Raw genomic sequence first — 18116 nt, 5'->3', positions numbered from 1 at the left:
TTGAGCCTGACTGGCGTCTGAATAAATACTCCTCAACTCCCGCCTAAGTCCTTATTTTCATAGGAGGTGTATTGCGTACACTTGTACTTTAAATCGCAGCTTCTTCCCGTTGACAATCAAAAACAACCATGTAGGAAGCATTTGGTATTTCCTGAGGGAGGTGCCGCATATAGCCATCGGCATCAGAACGACTGCGGAAGCGGGCAACAATCTCTCGTTGTGTATTAGGAAGTAGACGAGCGATCGCCCAAGAATTGAGGCGTTCTTTATAGGCAATAGGCTGATTGTCTGATTTGGAAGCTTTGTTATCCGTATTTTCTGGCATAATTATGTTATCCGTATGAAATTTCATGAAGGGCGTTAATTACTTTCTAGGTAGGAATGCACTAACGCTTTTTTTTATGCTGCTGCCACCTTGTTATTCGATTATTTTTAGATTGTCAACACTTAGCGCTATATTTTAGACCAACTGAGTTGGAACTTTCAAATGCCTATGAATCTAAAAGCCTTAATTTGCAATCGTTTCCAGGACACAACAATGCTCAAGCAGAAGTTTGCAATTATTTTGTTTGTATGATTTGTCTTTACATACATAAGTGAAATCCGTATCAGTGCTAAAATTAAATATCAATGTCTGAAAACTTACTATTAACAATTTACATAACGTGCGTAGCATTAATTGGCGGGGACAAACTCTTAATTTTCTAGAGTGCGATGCCCTTCTCTACGAGAGGCTACGCCAACGACAGGCTCAGGGTAAGACCTATGGCGGGCTACACGCCTACGGTAAAGCCATATTGCAGGGATTTACATTTTTTATAGTTAGTTTAGAATCCTGAAAACTTAAGAGTTTCTTTAGATATTAAAAAACGAAGTTTTATTGTCTCTATACTATAGGTTTGAGCAAAATACATAGTGCAATTGTTTAATTTAAAATATCTTGAATAACTGCTATAAAATAGTTAAAATTCCCCGGTATATTTATAGTTATGACAATGGAAACACCATTTGTAACATCAATAATTAAAAAAGTAGCAGAACAAATAGGAGCAGTAGTTTTAGTAGACCCAGAATGCACCTTTGTAGGACTAATTACGTTTAAAAACGGCAATAAAACCTTTTTTCGTACTAGCAGGTTTAGTATTAATTCTTCTGGTTCAGTAGCAATAGCTAAAGACAAAGGGGTTTCGAGCTTTTTTCTGAATAAATTTGGTTATAAGGTTACTGAAGGGAAAACATTTTTTAGTGAAGAATTATGCGAAGAAATAGCTAATTCCAGGGATATAGATGCAGGATTTTATTATGCTAAAGAGTTGGGATTTCCCGTAATTGTCAAGCCGATTAATCTCAGTCAAGGAATATTTGTTACAAAGGTTTACAACAAGCAAGAATACTATCAAGTAGCCAAGAAAATCTTGCAAAAAACCTCAGGATTTATTGTTGAGCGATTCTATAATGGCAATGACTATAGAATTGTAGTACTTGATGATGAAGTAGTTTCGGCATATCAAAGAATTCCCCTATTTATAATGGGAGATGGCCAATCTAATGTTTTAGAACTTATGCAACAGAAACAGGAAACTTTTATCAAAAATGGTAGAAAAGAAATTATAGATTTTGAAGATTATAGAATCAAAAAAAAGCTGCGAAGACGGAAGCTAAATTTCAATAGTGTTATACCCAAGAATAATATAGTCTATCTTTTAGACAATGCAAATTTATCGACTGGAGGCGAGGCAATAGACTTCACTGAAAATATTCATCCTGATTTTCAAAAATTAGCAGTAAGTATTACAAAAGATATGGAATTGAGATTAGCAGGTGTGGATCTTCTTACTAGTGATATAACATTACCAATAGTAGATTATACGATTCTTGAAGTAAATGGCGCTCCTAGTTTAACTCACTATGCTTCATTTGGCGAAGTTCAGATGAAAAGAGTAGAAAATTTATATCTCAAAGTTCTTAAAGCGCTTGAAAACGAGAATAACAGAGAAAAGCATTGATTTTGACGCTAGAGCGAAGCAGGAGTAACTCCGCTCTGTTGATGATTAAAAAATTGTAAAAGTGGAGATACTCCGACAATATCAAAAGTATATTTCATCCTAGTACTCCCAGTTGTAAATTCCTTCCAGGAAAAGTTTAGTTATTTTCTAAGATAATATCTGACAAGTAACTCAAGCATCTAGAAAAAGTATAGTTTTTGTCTATATCATAGGCATTAACCCTCAGCTAGAAGTTAGCACTAACAAGCTGAGAGTGCTAATTTTTGTTAATAGTTTAATTTATTATTAAAGAGTTTTATTGATTCATTAATATGAAACATAACAACTTAGTTAGTAGTTGTGTATCAGATTTTTACTTCCAGTTAAAGATCCGAATATTATTAAAGTTAATCACGTCAACTTCTACACTCTGAAGATAACTTGCTAACTTAAAGTCATCAGTTAGTACAAGATACTTCCCTTTAGATAAAGTCAGGATTCCACTATCAGTAAGTCCGAATTTGATAAATTTCTCAGTATTAACAGCATCTAAGCTCTTTACATAGTATTCATCCAAAAGAGCAACGTTTTTAACAAATTGAGCAAATATTGTAAAGCACTGAGAACGTTCAGGTTCACCAAGTTGATTTGCGAGGCTATTAACTTCTGTCAGAATATTCGGAGTTGTTACAAGCTTTTGAAAGCGGGCAATAAATTCTAGCAGAAGCTTATAATCTTCTGGTATAAATTGCTGGGTTCGATTAAATTTAGTTATTCGTTCTTGATTGACGCTCCCAACCAAGAAGAGAAGTAGGATATTTGTATCAATTAAAACTCCTTTTTGGCAATAACGGCGAATAAGGGAAGCAATCAAATCTTTCATACTTGTCTAATTTTCATTGCTTCTACTTCGCCAGTTTGAGAATTTACCTTAAAAAGTTTATATTCTCGTTCATACAACACGGGACTTGAAGCAAGAGAGGTAGGAATTAAGTCTTCAAATAGGCTTTTAGGAGGTTTTTTAGAAATATCAAACCCTAAAGTAATCAACCAGAAGGTTTTATCATCAGAAAGTTCAACTTCTTCAAGTCTCAAATCTGTTAATGAAAAACCCATCATGTCTTGTAGGGATTTTATGTATTCAGAGGCAGCATTTACTGCCGTTTTGACATCAATCATAATCTTAGTTGTTCCCTGAACTAATTTGTCCATTTAATATCTAATTATAAATCTTTTGTAAAAAATCTCTGACTTCTGTTGGTTTGCGGAGAATAATCACTTGCTGATTTGGTGTTAGTTGACTAAGCTTTTCGAGAATTCCAGGACGGCGAATAATTGCGTATGACCAGATATATTTAATAAATTCCCAAGTCAATCTTTCAGGGCAATCTGATGCCATATCAGGTCTAGATTGTCCAGCATACATGAAGCGACGTTTAATCACTCGTGACAAACATAAAATCCGGGGAAAATCCAAAAAAATTACCGTATCTGCAACCGACAAACGAACGTCGAAAGTACTGCTATAGTTACCATCCATAATCCAAGATTCTCGTAGGGTTAGTTCTTGAATTATGCTCTGCCATTCAGCTTTTGGAGTCTCAACCCAACCAGGATTCCAGTACCAAGCATCCAAGTGAATCACTTCTAAGCCTAAGATGGCTCCCAGTTCGCGGGCTAAGGTAGATTTACCAGCACCCCCAGAACCAATGATTAAGATTTTCTTCACTTTAAATTTGCATCTCCCTTTTCAAGCTCAAGAGGGTAAGCATTGCTCACCCAAATAACCGTCTTCAGGGCAACTCAATACGCCGCTACAATAGTACCACTACAAGGATTATGCCCAAATATTGATATTATGACCACTGCTACAACTGTAAAAACTGAGTATGAAGCGATTATTGGTCTAGAAACCCATTGTCAGCTGAGTACCAATACCAAGATTTTCTCTAATAGCTCTACGGCATTCGGTGCTGACCCCAATACTAACATTGACCCGGTTTGTATGGGTTTACCTGGGGTCTTACCTGTACTCAATGAAAAAGTATTAGAATACGCCGTAAAAGCTGGTTTGGCACTAAATTGTCAAATTGCGAAATATAGCAAATTTGACCGGAAACAGTATTTTTATCCTGACTTACCCAAAAATTACCAAATTTCTCAATATGATCTACCGATCGCAGAACATGGTTGGTTAGAAATTGAGTTGGTAGATGCTGAGGGTAATCCGACTCGCAAACGCATTGGCATTACGCGTCTGCACATGGAAGAAGATGCGGGAAAATTGGTACACGCAGGCAGTGATCGCCTCTCCGGTTCTACCTATTCTCTGGTAGACTACAATCGCGCAGGTATCCCGTTAGTAGAAATTGTCTCGGAACCTGACCTGCGTTCGGGATTAGAAGCTGCTGAATATGCCGAAGAATTACGCCGGATTGTGCGCTATCTCGGCGTGAGTGACGGGAATATGCAAGAAGGATCTCTGCGCTGTGATGTCAACATTTCCGTGCGTCCGGTGGGACGAGAGCAGTTTGGCACCAAGGTAGAAATTAAAAACATGAACTCGTTCAACGCCATCCAACGGGCGATTGACTACGAAATTGAGCGCCAAATCGCCGCCATCGAAGCAGGCGATCGCATTATTCAAGAAACTCGTCTGTGGGAAGAAGGCACTCAACGCACAAGTAGTATGCGGGTAAAGGAAGGTTCTAGCGATTACCGCTACTTCCCCGAACCAGATTTAGCACCAATTGAGGTGACAAATGCCCAATTAGAGCAATGGCGCAGCGAATTACCAGAACTACCAGCCCAAAAACGCCATCATTATGAAAGCGAGTTAGGGCTTTCGGCTTATGATGCGCGAGTGTTGACAGAAGATCATCCAGTCGCCGAATATTTTGAAACTGCGATCGCATCTGGAGCAAATCCCAAAGCTGCTGCAAACTGGATTACTCAAGATATCGCAGCACACCTCAATAAGCAAAAACTCAGTATTACTGAAATCGCGCTGACTCCCACCAATTTAGCAGATATCATCACTCGCATTGAAACAGGCAAAATTAGTAATGCTCAAGCTAAAGAAAAGCTGCCAGATTTGCTCAGTGGTATTTCTCCTGAGAAAGCCTTTGCTGGTCAAGAGTTAATCACCGATCCTAGTGTACTAGAACCCATAGTTGATGAAGTCATAGCCGCCAATCCTAAAGAACTAGAAAAGTATCGCAATGGTAACACCAACCTCAAAGGCTTCTTTGTCGGACAGGTTCTGAAAAAGACTGGCAAACGTGCTGATCCTAAGCTGACTAACGAATTGGTGGAGAAAAAATTGGACGCCTAGTAGTTTGTTAAGTCAACTTTGCTGAGTCAGGGGTGCAGAAGGGTAGGAGGAGATGAGGGAGATGAGGGAGACAAGGAGAATAATCAATGCCCAATACTTCGACTTCGCTCAGTACAAGTGCCCCATGCCCCAAGTCAGTATTTTCCCGGTGGTTCTTCACAGAATCTTCACACAAAAGCTGGTGACAACCCGCATACCTAAAATGATATGCTGTGGTATGTAGATGCACCCTGATGATCTGGAGAGCTGCCTAAGTGGCTCTCTTTTTTATTTTATTTCTCTGGCATTTACGGATATATTCATAATGTTATTAGAAATAATTTCAAAAAATTAAGTATTAACCCTTAGATTACAAATGATAGAGTCTATTAAGTAAATGCACCCTAATGATCTGGAGATCGACCCAAGTGGCTCTCCTTTTTTGCTTTTGTCTTTCGTCATAAGAAAGGTAAAAACAATTATGCCAATCGCCAACTGGTGCATTATTATTACCATCAGCAAATAAACTCACAACAAAAGGGACTGGGCAGCAGGGGAAGTAGGGGGAAACTGCTGTACAGACGCGATTAATCGCGTCTCTCCTAACAGACGCGATTAATCGCGTCTCTCCTAACTCCTAAACTCAGCACTTTTCCAAAGCACAAATTGACCTATCCAACCTGATAGTTATAAGGAAGAATAATGGCAGATTGGCACAAAATAACAGGTGGCATCACAGCACCAAGGGGGTATCAGGCGGCGGGAGTTACCGCCGGGTTGAAACCTTCTCTTTTGCCAGATTTAGCTTTGATATTCTCAGAGGTGGAAGCGATCGCAGCTGGTGTATTTACCACGAGCCAAGTTAAAGCCGCCTGTGTAGAATATTGTCGCCAACGCTTGCAAGCTAAACATAGCGCTCGTGCCATCCTCTGCAACGCCGGACAAGCAAATGCCGCTACAGGAACTCAAGGCTACCTTGATACCCTAGAATCAGCTATGGCAATAGCCCAAGCATTGAACATCTCGTCTGAATCTGTGTTATTGGCTTCAACTGGCGTGATTGGTCAAAGAATTAAGATGGATGCTTTGCGAAGCGGGATTCCCAAGGTAGTAGCAGCACTCTCCGAAACAGGCTCAGATGCCGCCGCCGGAGCGATTCTCACCACAGATTTGGTCACAAAATCTATTGCCCTAGAGACAACTATAAGCGACCGCCCGGTACGAATTGGCGGCATTGCCAAAGGTTCCGGTATGATTCACCCCAACATGGCAACCATGCTGGCATTTGTGACTTGTGATGCTGTGGTTTCGCCTCATCTTTGGCAGCAGATGTTAGCAAGGGCAGCTGATAGAAGCTTTAATTCCATCACCGTGGATGGTGATACTAGCACCAACGACAGCTTAATTGCCTTGGCAAATGGTCAATCTCGTACCCCAGCAATTATAGAATTGGGCGCAGAAGCAGAGAAATTAGAAGCGATGTTAACAGCAGTTTGTCAGCATTTAGCCAAAGCGATCGCTCGTGATGGTGAAGGCGCAACCTGTCTAATCGAAGTGGAAGTGACAGGCGCCCACGATGAACTCTCAGCTAGGCAAATAGCCAAAACCATTGCTGGTTCATCCTTAGTTAAATCTGCAATCTTTGGACGTGATCCCAACTGGGGACGCATCGCCGCCGCCGCCGGACGTGCAGGTATTCCTTTTGAGCAAGAAAACCTGCAAATTAAGCTAGGGGATTTTTTAATGTTAGAAAATGGGCAACCTCTGCAATTTGACCGTGCAGCAGCGAGTACTTATTTGAAAAAAGCAGCAGGGGGTGCTTATCTCCAAGAGGATACGGTGTTAATTTCTGTTAACGTTGGCAATGGTTATGGTTCAGGTAAAGCTTGGGGTTGTGATTTGAGTTACGACTACGTGAGGATTAACGCCGAATATACTACATAAAGTACTCACAACTGTTTCCTAGGTTGAGACATTAAAATCTCGTTTAGAGGTATAAGGGACTTCCAAATTTTTCGGCGCTGAACCCCTTGTTTTTTTAGTTAAGTGGTTGCTTGACTCACTTTTCAAATCGCCAAGTAACCACTCAATAAAATCCTTACACGAGGGAGATCCGCAATACTACCAACTGCGTAACTATGCCCTAGATTTCCTCTTTAACCGCTTTGCCCATGATGACGTAGGTTAAACTAATCGTCATTCTCCTAACTTGTGACTCTAAAAAATGGTTCCTTCCAGACGAGTTTATTTATTGTTGGTTTTGGGTATAGCAATCGCCCCGATTCTATGCCTTTTTCTCAGCATTAGAGCAACGATCGCTATCACTTTGCTATTTGATGCGATCGTTCTCGGATTGATGGTTGTAGATGGTTTGCGGGTGCGGCGTTCTCGTGTGCAAATTATCCGCGAATTACCGTCACGATTATCAATTGGGCGGGATAATCCGGTGGTGCTGAAGGTGACATTGCCAAATGCCAACGCCCTAATTGAAATCTGCGATTACTACCCAATAGGATTTGGCGTATCTACACCCGCACTCCATGCTATTATTCCCAATAACAGCACCCAGGAATTGACGTATACCGTCAAGCCGACACAGAGGGGAGAGTTTCCTTGGGGAAATATTCAAGTCCGACAGTTGGGACTTTGGGGATTAGCTTGGGATGATTGGCAAATTCCCCAAAGTGTGCCAGTGAAAGTTTATCCTGATTTAGTGGGGTTGCGATCGCTCACAATTCGTTTGACATTGCAATCATCAGGATCAATGCGCCAATCTCGCAAAACTGGTATTGGTACAGAGTTTGCCGAACTGCGGAACTATCGCACTGGTGACGATTTGCGGTTTATTGATTGGAAAGCTACCGCGCGTCGGGTTGGGGCTTATGGTAATGCAATGCCACTGGTGCGGGTTCTAGAACCAGAACAGGAACAAACATTACTGATCTTGCTTGATCGGGGACGGTTGATGACAGCAAAAGTGCAGAGTTTGCAGAGGTTTGACTGGGGTTTGAATGCAACTTTGTCCTTAGCTTTGGCGGGGTTACATCGAGGCGATCGCGTCGGTGTTGGTGTATTTGACCGCCAGATGCATACGTGGATTCCCCCAGAACGCGGTCAACATCATTTGAATCAGCTAATTGATCGCTTAACTCCAATTCAACCAGTGTTATTTGAATCTGATTATTTGGGGGCGGTGACAAATGTTTTGCAGCGACAAACTCGCAGGGCGCTTGTAGTCGTGATTACCGACTTAGTTGATGTCACGGCTTCTACAGAACTCCTCACCGCACTCTCCAAACTAGCACCCCGCTATCTCCCATTTTGCGTGACTCTGCGAGATCCGCAAGTTGATCGTCTGGCACACACCTTCACAGATGATATTACAGATGCTTATGCCCGTGCAGTGGCACTCGATTTATTAATGCAACGACAAGTAGCATTTGCCCATCTGAAACAAAAAGGTGTATTGGTACTAGATGCACCAGCAAATCAAATTGCCGATGAGTTAGTTGAGCGATATCTGCAACTCAAAGCGCGAAATCAGCTTTAGCTGGGTTCTAAGAATAAGTTGCACATCGCGTTAATTTCAGATTAGACAACCACAAAATTATTTTTGGTTAGTGACACACCAGCAGATAATTGGGCAAATTTTACCTGAGTAAACCCAGACGCATTGCCATCAAGGTCAAAATACAGTCCACCTGTAATAAAGTCATAGATAAATCGTTGATTGCTTGTCGTTGCAGATGTTCCGAGGGTAAACTGACTTGTCTTAAGTGAAGGTGTTGATAATCCGCCACCGAAAGCATCAGCCGATACCTGAATTAAGTCATTAGTGGCGTTGAAGTCATAAATAGTGTCAACACCTTCACCGTAACTATTGAAAACAAAGGTATCATCGAATGCAATGTGCTATTTTAAGCACCTCGCAATCCGTGCCGCTTAGTGATCGAAAAACCCTAATTCCGATTAAACAACCACAAAATTATTTTTGGTTAGTGACACACCAGCAGATAATTGGGCTAATTTTACCTGAGTAAACCCAGACGCATTGCCATCAAGGTCAAAATACAGTCCACCAGTAATATTGTCATATATAAATCGTTGATTGCTTGTTGTTGCAGATGTTCCGAGGGTAAACTGGCTTGTCTTAAGTGAACCGATTGATAACCCGCCACCAAAACCAGCAGCCGATACCTGAATCAATTCATTAGTCGCGTTGAAGTCATAAAGACGATCAACACCCTCCTTGTAACTATTGAAAACAAAGGTATCAGTCCCAGCTCCTCCATAGAGGGTATCATTACCAAGACCACCTATGAGGATATCATTACCAAGACCACCTGTGAGGATATCATTGCCAAGACCACCATCAAGGGTGTTATTACCAGTCGCGCTAGAGGCCGAGATATAATCATTCCCATCACCACCAAAGAGTAGGTTATTCCCTGTTGAACCGCTAGCACTCAAGGTATCGTTACCTGCGCCACCGTTGAGGGTGTTCTTGCCCTCTGAGCGAGAGTCGTATGTGATGGAGACTTCGCGGGGGCTATGCACGTCTCCAGGAGTGTAGCTGTAGTAGCCAGAGATGGAGATATAATCATTGCCATCGCCACCATTAAGCAGGTTATTGCCTGTTGAACCGCTAGCACTCAAGTTATCGTTACCTGCGCCACCGTTGAGGGTGTTCTTGCCCTCTGAGCGAGAGTCGGAGTAGTCGTACTGATTTCCTTTGTAGTAGCCAGAGATGGAGATATAATCATTGTCATCGCCACCATTGAGCAGGTTATTGCCTGTTGAACCGCTAGCACTCAAGCTATCCTTACCAGCGCCACCATTGAGGGTGTTATTGCCATTTGAGCCAGAGTCGTAGTCGTCGTCTGGGTATATGAAACTGGAGTAGCCAGAGACAGAGAGAGAATCATTGCCATCGTCCCCAGAGAGCAGATTATTCCCTGTTGAACTGTTCGCGCTCAAGTTATCGTCACCAATACCACCGTAGAGGGTATTATTGCCCGTACCACCAATGAGAGTATCATTCCCCGCACCACCCCACAGCAAATCGTTGCCTGCTTTAGCCTTAATTGTGTCCGCGAGGTTACTACCCAGTAGGGTATCATTACCATTAGTGCCATTGATATTTGCCATAATTTCTACCTTCCTAAATCAATTTTTTCAGTAACTTCAGTTCTCAAGTTGCTGTTAGTGCTGTTTTATAGCACAAAGAACTTACCATTAGATACAAATCTACGACAACAATTAAAAGCAGACATGCAAGGTGCTATTCTAAGCACCTCACAACACATACTACTTAGTGATTGCAGAGCGCTAATTCCGATTAAACAACCAGAAAATTGTTTTCGGTTAGTGACAATCCAGCAGATAATTGTGCAAATTTTACCTGAGTAAACGCAGATGCACTACCATCAAGATCAAAGAACAATGCACCTGTAATGTTATTGTAGATAAATCGCTGATTGCTTGTGGTTGCAGATGTTCTGATGGTAAACTGGCTTTTCTGAAGTAAATCGGTTGATAACCCGCCACCAAAACCAGCAGCCGATACCTGAATGATTTCATTAGTGGCGTTAAAGTCATAAAGACGATCAACACCTTCGTTGTAACTATTGAAAGCAAAGGTATCAGTACCATCCCCTCCATAGAGGCTATCATTACCATTGCCACCTGTAAGGATATCATTGCCATTGCCACCTTTTATGGTGTCATTGCCATTGCCACCATCAAGGGTGTTATTCCCTAAGGCAGTTATGGCAGAGAGCAAATCATTGCCATTGCCCCCAGAGATCAGATTATCGCCTGTTGAATAGTCAATATTCACAGTATCGTTACCAGCGCCACCATTGAGGGTGTTATTGCCAGTGGTATTATAGAATAAATATGCTCCGAAGCCACGGCCGTCGCTAGAGCCGGTGAGAGAATCATTGCCATCGCCCCCAGAAAGCAGGTTATCGCCTTTTGAACCGTTAATATTCAAAGTATCGTCACCTGCGCCACCATAGAGGGTGTTATTGCCTGACATGAAGTAATAGCCACCAGAGGCATTCAAGTAATCCTTACCTGCGCCACCATCCAGCAGATTATCGCCTGTTGAGCTTTGCGAACCGCTAGCACTCAAGATATCGTTACCTGCACCGCCAATAATCGTATCATTGCCACCACCCCCGGACAAAGAATCGTCGCCATTAGTACCCACTAGATAGTCATCGTAGGCTTTATCTGCGATCTCTATCTGTAGTCGTTCGATATTCTTGTAGCTAATCTGATTCGTGCCAACTGTAATCGAGCCAATGTTAGTGGTGGCATTGAAAGTCGAAGTGATTTTTCCGGTAGCGTTGGGGTAATAGCCGAACAGCTTATCGTCACCTGTACCCCCATCTACCCTTTGAGTCACTAATAAGGAAGATGGGGCAGACTTTAAATCGCTCAAAATGAACATGTCATCGCCATCTCCTCCATCGAAGATGTTTCTACCCTGCACATTAACGGCATAAAAGGAATCAGCCCCATCTCCGCCTGAAAGCGTATTGTTGCCAGTAGAGTTGTCAATATAAAGGTTGTCATTCCCTGCATCCCCACTAAGACTGTTATTGCCAGTAGAAGAGGAATCATAAAGCAGATCATTACCAAAACCACCATCTAGAGTGTCGTTGCCTCCGTTACTATCTAGTCTATCGTTACCTGCTAAACCATTAATCAGGTCATCACTCGTTGTCCCAGTGAGCGTATCATTACCCTTAGTGCCATTGATATTTGCCATAATTTTCTACCTACTTAAATCGATTTTTTCAGTAAATTTCAGTTGTCAATTTGCAGTTAGTGCTGTTTTAAGACACAAATAACTCATCGAAATTTGACGTTTTCGGCATACTTTTATGTCAATCTTGAGGGACAATCGAATGGGAGTTGGTTAATACAGGTCGGCGTAAATAAACCAACCATTCCAAATCAATGAAACGTTTACGCTGTATTCATTTTGAATTTCGCCTTGCGGTACTAGTAATGGCAGAGCGCTAATAAAGATTAAACAACCACAAAGTTGTTTTCGGTTAGTAACAATCCAGTGGATAATTGTGCAAATTTTACCTGAGTAAACCCAGTTGCACTGCCATCTTGGTCAAAATACAATGCACCTTTAATAGAGTCATAAATAAATCGTTGATTGCTTGTCGTTGCAGATGTTCCGAGGGTAAACTGACTTTTCTGAAGTGAAGATGTTGATAAGCTGCCACCAAAAGCAGCAGCCGATACCTGAATCAGTTCATTAGTGACGTTGAAATCATAAATAGTGTCAATGCCTTCATTGTAACTATTGAAAACAAAGACATCATTACCATCCCCTCCATAAAGGATATCATTACCGTTCCCACCTATGAGGATGTCATTGCCATTGCCACCATCAAGGGTGTTATTCCCTAAGGCGGTTATGGCGGAGAGCAAATCATTGCCATTGCCCCCAGAGAGTAGATTATCGCCTGATGAATAGTCAATATTCAAGGAATCGTTACCAGCGCCACCGTTGAGAGTGTTCTTGCCAGAGGCAGCATAGCCTCCGTAGTCGTCCAATTGTCTGCCAGAGGCAGAGAGAAAATCATTGCCATCGCCTCCAGAGAGCAGGTTATTGCCTTCTGAATAGTCAGCATACAATTTATCGTTACCAACGCCACCGTTGAGGGTATTATTGCCAGAGGTGGTATATGGAAGCCGTCCGAAATCACTGTCGAAGAAGCTAGAGGCGGAGAGCAAATCATTGCCATCGTCCCCAGAAAGCAGGTTATCGCCTGTTGAACCGTTAGCAGACAAGGAATCGTTACCAGCGCCACCGTTGAGAGTGTTATTGCCAGACGTATTACCATAGAATTTGTATCCTACGTTGCCGAGGCCGTCCACTGAGCCAGAGGTGGAGAGAAAATCATTGCCATCGCCCCCAAAGAGCAGATTATCGCCTATTAAATCAGACTGAGAATTATCTAATAAAACATCGTCACCAGTACCACCAATGAGAGTATCATCGCCCGCACCACCGCGCAGCAAGTCGTTGCCACTCTTACCATCGATGCGGTCATTACCCCCCTGAGCATTGATTACATCATCTGAGTCATTAAAGCCGTTAACATTGTTGGAGAGGTCGTTAAGGAAGGTGACTGTGTTCAAGTTGAAAATTGTGCTTTGGGTGGAGTTAGCATTGAAGACATCAAAGCTGTCCGTGATGCTAGTTTGCCCATCAAACAGGATATTGCCGACCTGAGCTAAATTGTCTAGGTTTTCCAGGGCAAAGTTTTGCAGAACCACTTTGGGACTATAAAACACCCCTTCAAAAATGATTTCTAGATTGTTGCCATTTTGAGTTAGTAGCAGATTTCTCGCAGTTAATTGTCCAAAGCTTGTAAATTGCAAGGTATCCAATTCGGCAATTACCGCCGCTGATGGATTTGAGCCTTTACCAATGCCACCGAAATCGGTGATGGTACTAACGTCACTATCACCTTGGTCGTAAACAAATTTATCCTTGCCGCCGCCACCAGTTAAGATATTATTACCAAAATCAGTATAGATGGTGTCATTCCCATTGCCACCGTTGAGGGTGTTATTACCTAACGCGCCAGAGGTAACGAGAGTATCATTGCCATCGCCACCAGAGAGCAGGTTATTGCCTATTGAATTGTCAACATTCAAGTAATCGTCACCAGCGCCACCATTGAGGATGTTATTACCAGACGCCCTAATATTGGTTTGGTAGTATTCGTTGTAGACGTAGCCAGAAGCAAAGAGATAATCATTGCCATCGCCACCAGAGAGCAGGTTATCGCCTGTTGAATTGTCAACAGGCGAGCCACTATAACTATAAATCTTACTGTTGAGGGTGTTATTCCTCACACCACCAATGAGAGTGTCATTGCCCGTGCCACCGCGCAGCAAGTCATTGCCACTCAAGCCGTCAATGATGTCATTCCCCCCCTGACCATTGATCACATCATCTGAGTTGTCAAAGCCGTTGACATTGTTAGAGAGGTCGTTAAGGAAGGTGACTGTGTTCAAGTTGAAAATTGTGCTTTGGGTAGAGTTGGCATTGAAGACATCAAAGCTGTCCGTGATGCGAGTTTGCCCATCAAACAGGATATTGCCCAAGTCTACAGTGGCTCCTGTAGATTTGCTGAGGTTATCCAGGTTTTCCAGGGCAAAGTTTTGCAGGATGACTTTGGGAGTTTCCGGCGCTTCAAAGGTGATTTCCAAATTGTTGCCATTCTGGGTCAACAGCAGATTTCGGGCAGTTAAGCCATCGCCCCCGAATATTAGGGTATCCACTTCGGCAATGACTGCTGCTGAAGGATTTACGCCTTTACCTACCCCACCAAAATCGGTGATAGTATAAGTGAGGTAGTTGCTGGTGAGGTAGTTGCTGGTGAAGTAGTAAATGTCCTTGCCGCCTCCACCAGTCAAGGTGTCGTTGTAACTGCCGAATAGTGTATCGTTACCGTTGGTTCCAATGATATTTGCCATAATTTTCTAGCTACCTAAGTCGATTTTTTCAGTAACTTTCAGTTGTCAATTTGCAGTTTGTGCTTTCAGGCACAAAAATTCACCGAAATCTGCATACCTTATACGTCACCCTTGAGGATCAGTAATATTTCTGGAATATTCACCCTTTGACTGGCTTTATCTTACTTAGATGTCTATGTTTAAGTAAGCATCTTTGCATACTCTTCACATTATTGACTAATAAATGTATATATAATTACTGAGCTTTATGTAATCTTCATATTCTTCTAGTTTATAGGGCAGTACACTTGGGTTAAGAAAAATACTAGGTTGGGTTGGGTTTCGTTCCTCAACCCAACCTACACAGGTTTAGTTTTTAGCCTTAACCCAAGCGTATTGGTTTATAGGCAATAAGAAAACCCAAAGCAGTAGACAAATATTTGAAGGAGTGATTAAAAAATACATATTTTTGTCTTTAAACGCTGCGATGCCTACGCTTCTTCTTGAGCTACACATAGATTATGAGCAAGAGCAAGCGATGCCTGCGGTGGGCTGTGACGCTCCTGCGTCGCTAACGCTACGCTATCGATAATGCCTGCCAATATCTTAATATCTGTGCAAGAATCGCTATAACTTACCAGAACTTTGAACGCAGACATGATCCAACTGAGTCAAGAACACTTGCAAACTATCCGCACTCATGCTGAAAGCATTTACCCAGAGGAATGCTGCGGTATAATTTTGGGCTATCTGGCTAGTGAGGGCAAAATTGCGGTAGAAGTCATGCCAACAAAAAATGTCTGGAATACAGAAGTGGCTGCTGAGTTTCCAGGGGAACGCACAACAGAAAGTAAAAAACGGCAATATGCGATCGCACCCGAAATTATGTTAAAAACACAAAAGGAAGCACGCGATCGCTCACTGAACATTATCGGCATTTTTCACTCCCACCCAGATCATCTTGCTATCCCTTCAGAATGCGATCGCCTATACGCTTGGCAAGGATACTCGTATATAATAGTTTCTGTCCAAAAGGGCAAAGCTGGAGAACTCCAAAGCTGGAGCCTTGATGATCATCATCAGTTTCAAGCCGAGGCAATTGAAAATATAATTTAACGGCTTAGTTTTAAGATAGTCACTCATAGCGGTTTTCGCGCCCGCAACGGATGAAAATTCGTCTTCCCTACTCCCATTCGGCTACGCCCTTCGACTACGCTCAGGACAAGCTCACGGCAAGCATACTCCCTATCTGTATAAGAGATACAGTTTTTCGATAGGATTAATATTCCGCTCTCCCATATCATAACTGCTATGCTCAATCCCAATCTGGACGAAATCCAGTTGACCAAAGACGATTACGAACGCTACTCCCGACACCTGATTTTGCCAGAAGTCGGACTAGAAGGACAAAAGCGCCTGAAAGCCGCCAGTGTACTATGTATCGGTACAGGTGGACTAGGTTCACCACTACTTTTATATCTGGCGGCGGCGGGTATTGGACGCATCGGCATTGTCGATTTCGATGTTGTCGATACTTCCAATCTGCAACGTCAAGTAATCCACGGTACATCCTGGGTGGGTAAACCCAAGATTGAATCGGCAAAAAACCGGATTCACGAGATTAACCCCTATTGTCAAGTTGATTTATACGAAACCCGCCTGAGTTCTGAAAACGCCCTGGAGATCCTCCAACCTTATGATATAGTGGTAGATGGTACCGATAACTTCCCCACCAGATATCTAGTTAACGATGCCTGCGTATTGCTGAACAAGCCCAACGTCTACGGTTCAATTTTACGCTTTGAAGGGCAAGCTAGTGTATTTAATTACGAAGGTGGCCCCAACTATCGTGACCTTTTCCCAGAACCACCACCACCAGGAATGGTTCCCTCTTGTGCAGAAGGTGGCGTATTGGGAATTTTGCCAGGAATTCTTGGTTTAATCCAAGCAACCGAAACTGTCAAAATAATTTTGGGACAAGGTAATACCCTGAGTGGGCGGTTGCTACTATACAACGCCTTAGAAATGAAATTTCGGGAATTAAAACTGCGTCCTAATCCGATTCGCCCAGTGATTGAAAAGCTGATAGACTATGAACAATTCTGCGGGATTCCACAAGCTAAGGCAGAGGAGGCAAAACAGCAGATGGAAACTCAAGAAATGACCGTCAAGGATTTGAAGGAATTGCTGGATAGCGGTGCGAAGGATTTTGTACTGCTGGATGTCCGCAACCCCCATGAGTATGAGATTGCCAAGATTCCGGGTTCAGTGTTGGTACCCTTACCAGACATTGAAAATGGGAATGGCGTTGCGAAGGTGAAGGAAATATTGAACGGTCACCGCTTAATTGCTCATTGTAAGATGGGCGGGCGATCGGCAAAAGCCCTTGCCATCCTCAAGGAAGCTGGAATTGTCGGGACGAATGTCAAAGGCGGAATTACCGCTTGGAGTCGAGAAATCGATTCGTCGGTTCCAGAGTATTAAAAACGCGCCGCTTAAAGAGTAGATGAGGGGGATGTAGCTTTAGCTTTCCTACGGAACGCTACGCGAACCCGCAGGGTGGGGGATGAGAAAGAAAAATAACTTTTTACCTGCTTCCACTGACTTTTCATCTCCCCGTTCCCCACACCTACATATCTGCGTTTATCACAATTTTTGCTGAGGTATAATACATTGGGGTGCGATCGCTTAATTTTCTCAATCTTAAAGTTTAGGTGTAGCTTAACGCAGGCGTAGGCATAGCCTTCAAATAAGAAAATATGTATTTTTTCTTACCGCTTAAAACATTTGCCTACTGCTTTTTTACTGCTTGTAAATCACAATAATATGAAGAATAGGCAAAGTTAGTATTTCTGTATACATTTTTTGGTCAATAATGTGAAGAATAGGTAAAGATAGCTATTTAAGTATAAATATGTAAGTAGAATATTGACTATGTAGTTATTGTGAGGCTAGTAAAAAGTGAGATATTCTCTATTTTCAAGCTACATAGTTACGGGGAATATCCCACAAGTAGGGCATCAAAATCTCTTCCAGCTCAAGAATTAATTTCAAACTTGTAGGATTTAAGCATCGGCAAAAAACCAAATATCAAGGATGGATTTTTGATGCTTGTTCACTCATTTCTAATGAACAAAGATGATTCATTTAGGTTGAGATAATCGATCATCCTGAATGCATACGCTGATTAATTTGCACAGTGCTTCAAATTTAGATGGTTTGAGATATCAAAATCATTGCTATCTATATAGAAGCCATTTATAAGTGAATCTTCGAGAAATATTACTTTTGCTCAAGATTCAAGGGTAAAGTATGCCGAA

Annotated in this window: 14 protein-coding genes and 1 pseudogene; 7 read left to right on the top strand and 8 right to left on the bottom strand. The window is 42.2% G+C overall.

From position 1 onward, the window contains the following. Nucleotides 1–88: 88 nt before the first annotated feature. Entirely contained in the window at nt 89–325 is a 237-nt protein-coding gene (locus tag V7K15_RS11600) for a hypothetical protein (protein WP_292799065.1), read from the bottom strand. Between the two features lie 340 nt (nt 326–665). Between V7K15_RS11600 and V7K15_RS11595 the strand changes: the two genes are divergently transcribed. Next, nucleotides 666–839: a hypothetical protein gene (locus V7K15_RS11595; protein WP_334905649.1), complete on the top strand. Its 174-nt coding sequence runs from the start codon at nt 666–668 to the stop codon at nt 837–839. Nucleotides 840–995: 156 nt separating this feature from the next. Further along, on the top strand, nt 996–2006 hold the full coding sequence (locus V7K15_RS11590; RefSeq protein WP_334905648.1) for a cyanophycin synthetase: 1011 nt from the start codon (nt 996–998) through the stop codon (nt 2004–2006). Between the two features lie 352 nt (nt 2007–2358). On the opposite strand, the gene V7K15_RS11585 is transcribed toward V7K15_RS11590, so the two are convergent. The 3 genes from V7K15_RS11585 to V7K15_RS11575 are packed head-to-tail and all read right to left on the bottom strand — an operon-like array spanning nt 2359 to nt 3714. Next, nucleotides 2359–2868 (bottom strand): PIN domain-containing protein, encoded by a 510-nt coding sequence (locus V7K15_RS11585; protein WP_334905647.1) that lies wholly within the window; start codon nt 2866–2868, stop codon nt 2359–2361. Further along, the gene (locus V7K15_RS11580) at nt 2865–3197 is read right to left on the bottom strand and encodes a hypothetical protein (protein WP_334905646.1); all 333 of its coding nucleotides are present in this window, start codon (nt 3195–3197) and stop codon (nt 2865–2867) included. Before V7K15_RS11580 ends, V7K15_RS11585 begins: the two co-directional genes overlap by 4 nt. Nucleotides 3198–3204: 7 nt before the next feature. Next, the gene (locus V7K15_RS11575; protein ID WP_334905645.1) at nt 3205–3714 is read right to left on the bottom strand and encodes a DNA topology modulation protein; all 510 of its coding nucleotides are present in this window, start codon (nt 3712–3714) and stop codon (nt 3205–3207) included. Nucleotides 3715–3843: 129 nt separating this feature from the next. Between V7K15_RS11575 and gatB the strand changes: the two genes are divergently transcribed. From gatB to V7K15_RS11560, 3 genes are all read left to right on the top strand, one after another. Next, nucleotides 3844–5319, top strand: coding sequence for an Asp-tRNA(Asn)/Glu-tRNA(Gln) amidotransferase subunit GatB (gene gatB / locus V7K15_RS11570; protein WP_334905675.1), 1476 nt, complete (start codon nt 3844–3846; stop codon nt 5317–5319). A 681-nt stretch (nt 5320–6000) separates the two neighbouring features. Further along, nucleotides 6001–7242 carry a bifunctional ornithine acetyltransferase/N-acetylglutamate synthase gene (gene argJ, locus V7K15_RS11565; RefSeq protein ID WP_334905644.1) on the top strand — a complete coding sequence of 414 codons (1242 nt, stop codon included), beginning with the start codon at nt 6001–6003 and terminating at the stop codon, nt 7240–7242. Between the two features lie 280 nt (nt 7243–7522). Beyond that, nucleotides 7523–8848, top strand: coding sequence for a DUF58 domain-containing protein (locus tag V7K15_RS11560; RefSeq protein WP_334905643.1), 1326 nt, complete (start codon nt 7523–7525; stop codon nt 8846–8848). A 419-nt stretch (nt 8849–9267) separates the two neighbouring features. On the opposite strand, the gene V7K15_RS11555 is transcribed toward V7K15_RS11560, so the two are convergent. From V7K15_RS11555 to V7K15_RS11540, 4 genes and pseudogenes are all read right to left on the bottom strand, one after another. After that, a complete protein-coding gene (locus V7K15_RS11555; protein WP_334905642.1) occupies nt 9268–10446 on the bottom strand; it encodes a calcium-binding protein in 1179 nt (392 codons plus the stop codon). A gap of 190 nt (nt 10447–10636) precedes the next feature. Further along, complete coding sequence (locus V7K15_RS11550; protein WP_334905641.1) at nt 10637–12076, bottom strand: calcium-binding protein; 1440 nt, start codon at nt 12074–12076, stop codon at nt 10637–10639. 263 nt (nt 12077–12339) lie between these two features. Next, nucleotides 12340–14817: pseudogene (locus V7K15_RS11545) on the bottom strand (beta strand repeat-containing protein); the annotation flags it as partial. 470 nt (nt 14818–15287) lie between these two features. Further along, nucleotides 15288–15455: a hypothetical protein gene (locus V7K15_RS11540; protein ID WP_334905639.1), complete on the bottom strand. Its 168-nt coding sequence runs from the start codon at nt 15453–15455 to the stop codon at nt 15288–15290. On the opposite strand from V7K15_RS11540, the gene V7K15_RS11535 reads away from it, so the two are divergent. Both V7K15_RS11535 and moeB read left to right on the top strand, forming a co-directional pair. Further along, a complete protein-coding gene (locus V7K15_RS11535; protein ID WP_334905638.1) occupies nt 15454–15912 on the top strand; it encodes a M67 family metallopeptidase in 459 nt (152 codons plus the stop codon). The genes V7K15_RS11540 and V7K15_RS11535 overlap by 2 nt on opposite strands. Before the next feature lie 195 nt (nt 15913–16107). After that, entirely contained in the window at nt 16108–17280 is a 1173-nt protein-coding gene (gene moeB, locus V7K15_RS11530) for a molybdopterin-synthase adenylyltransferase MoeB (RefSeq protein ID WP_334905637.1), read from the top strand. Nucleotides 17281–18116: the final 836 nt, after the last annotated feature.

Origin of the sequence: Nostoc sp. (genome assembly GCF_036919815.1) — a bacterium.
Taxonomy (GTDB): Bacteria; Cyanobacteriota; Cyanobacteriia; order Cyanobacteriales; family Nostocaceae; genus Nostoc.
The sequence above is the reverse complement of the archived record's forward strand: the minus strand, read 5'-3'. Positions and strand labels throughout refer to the sequence as shown.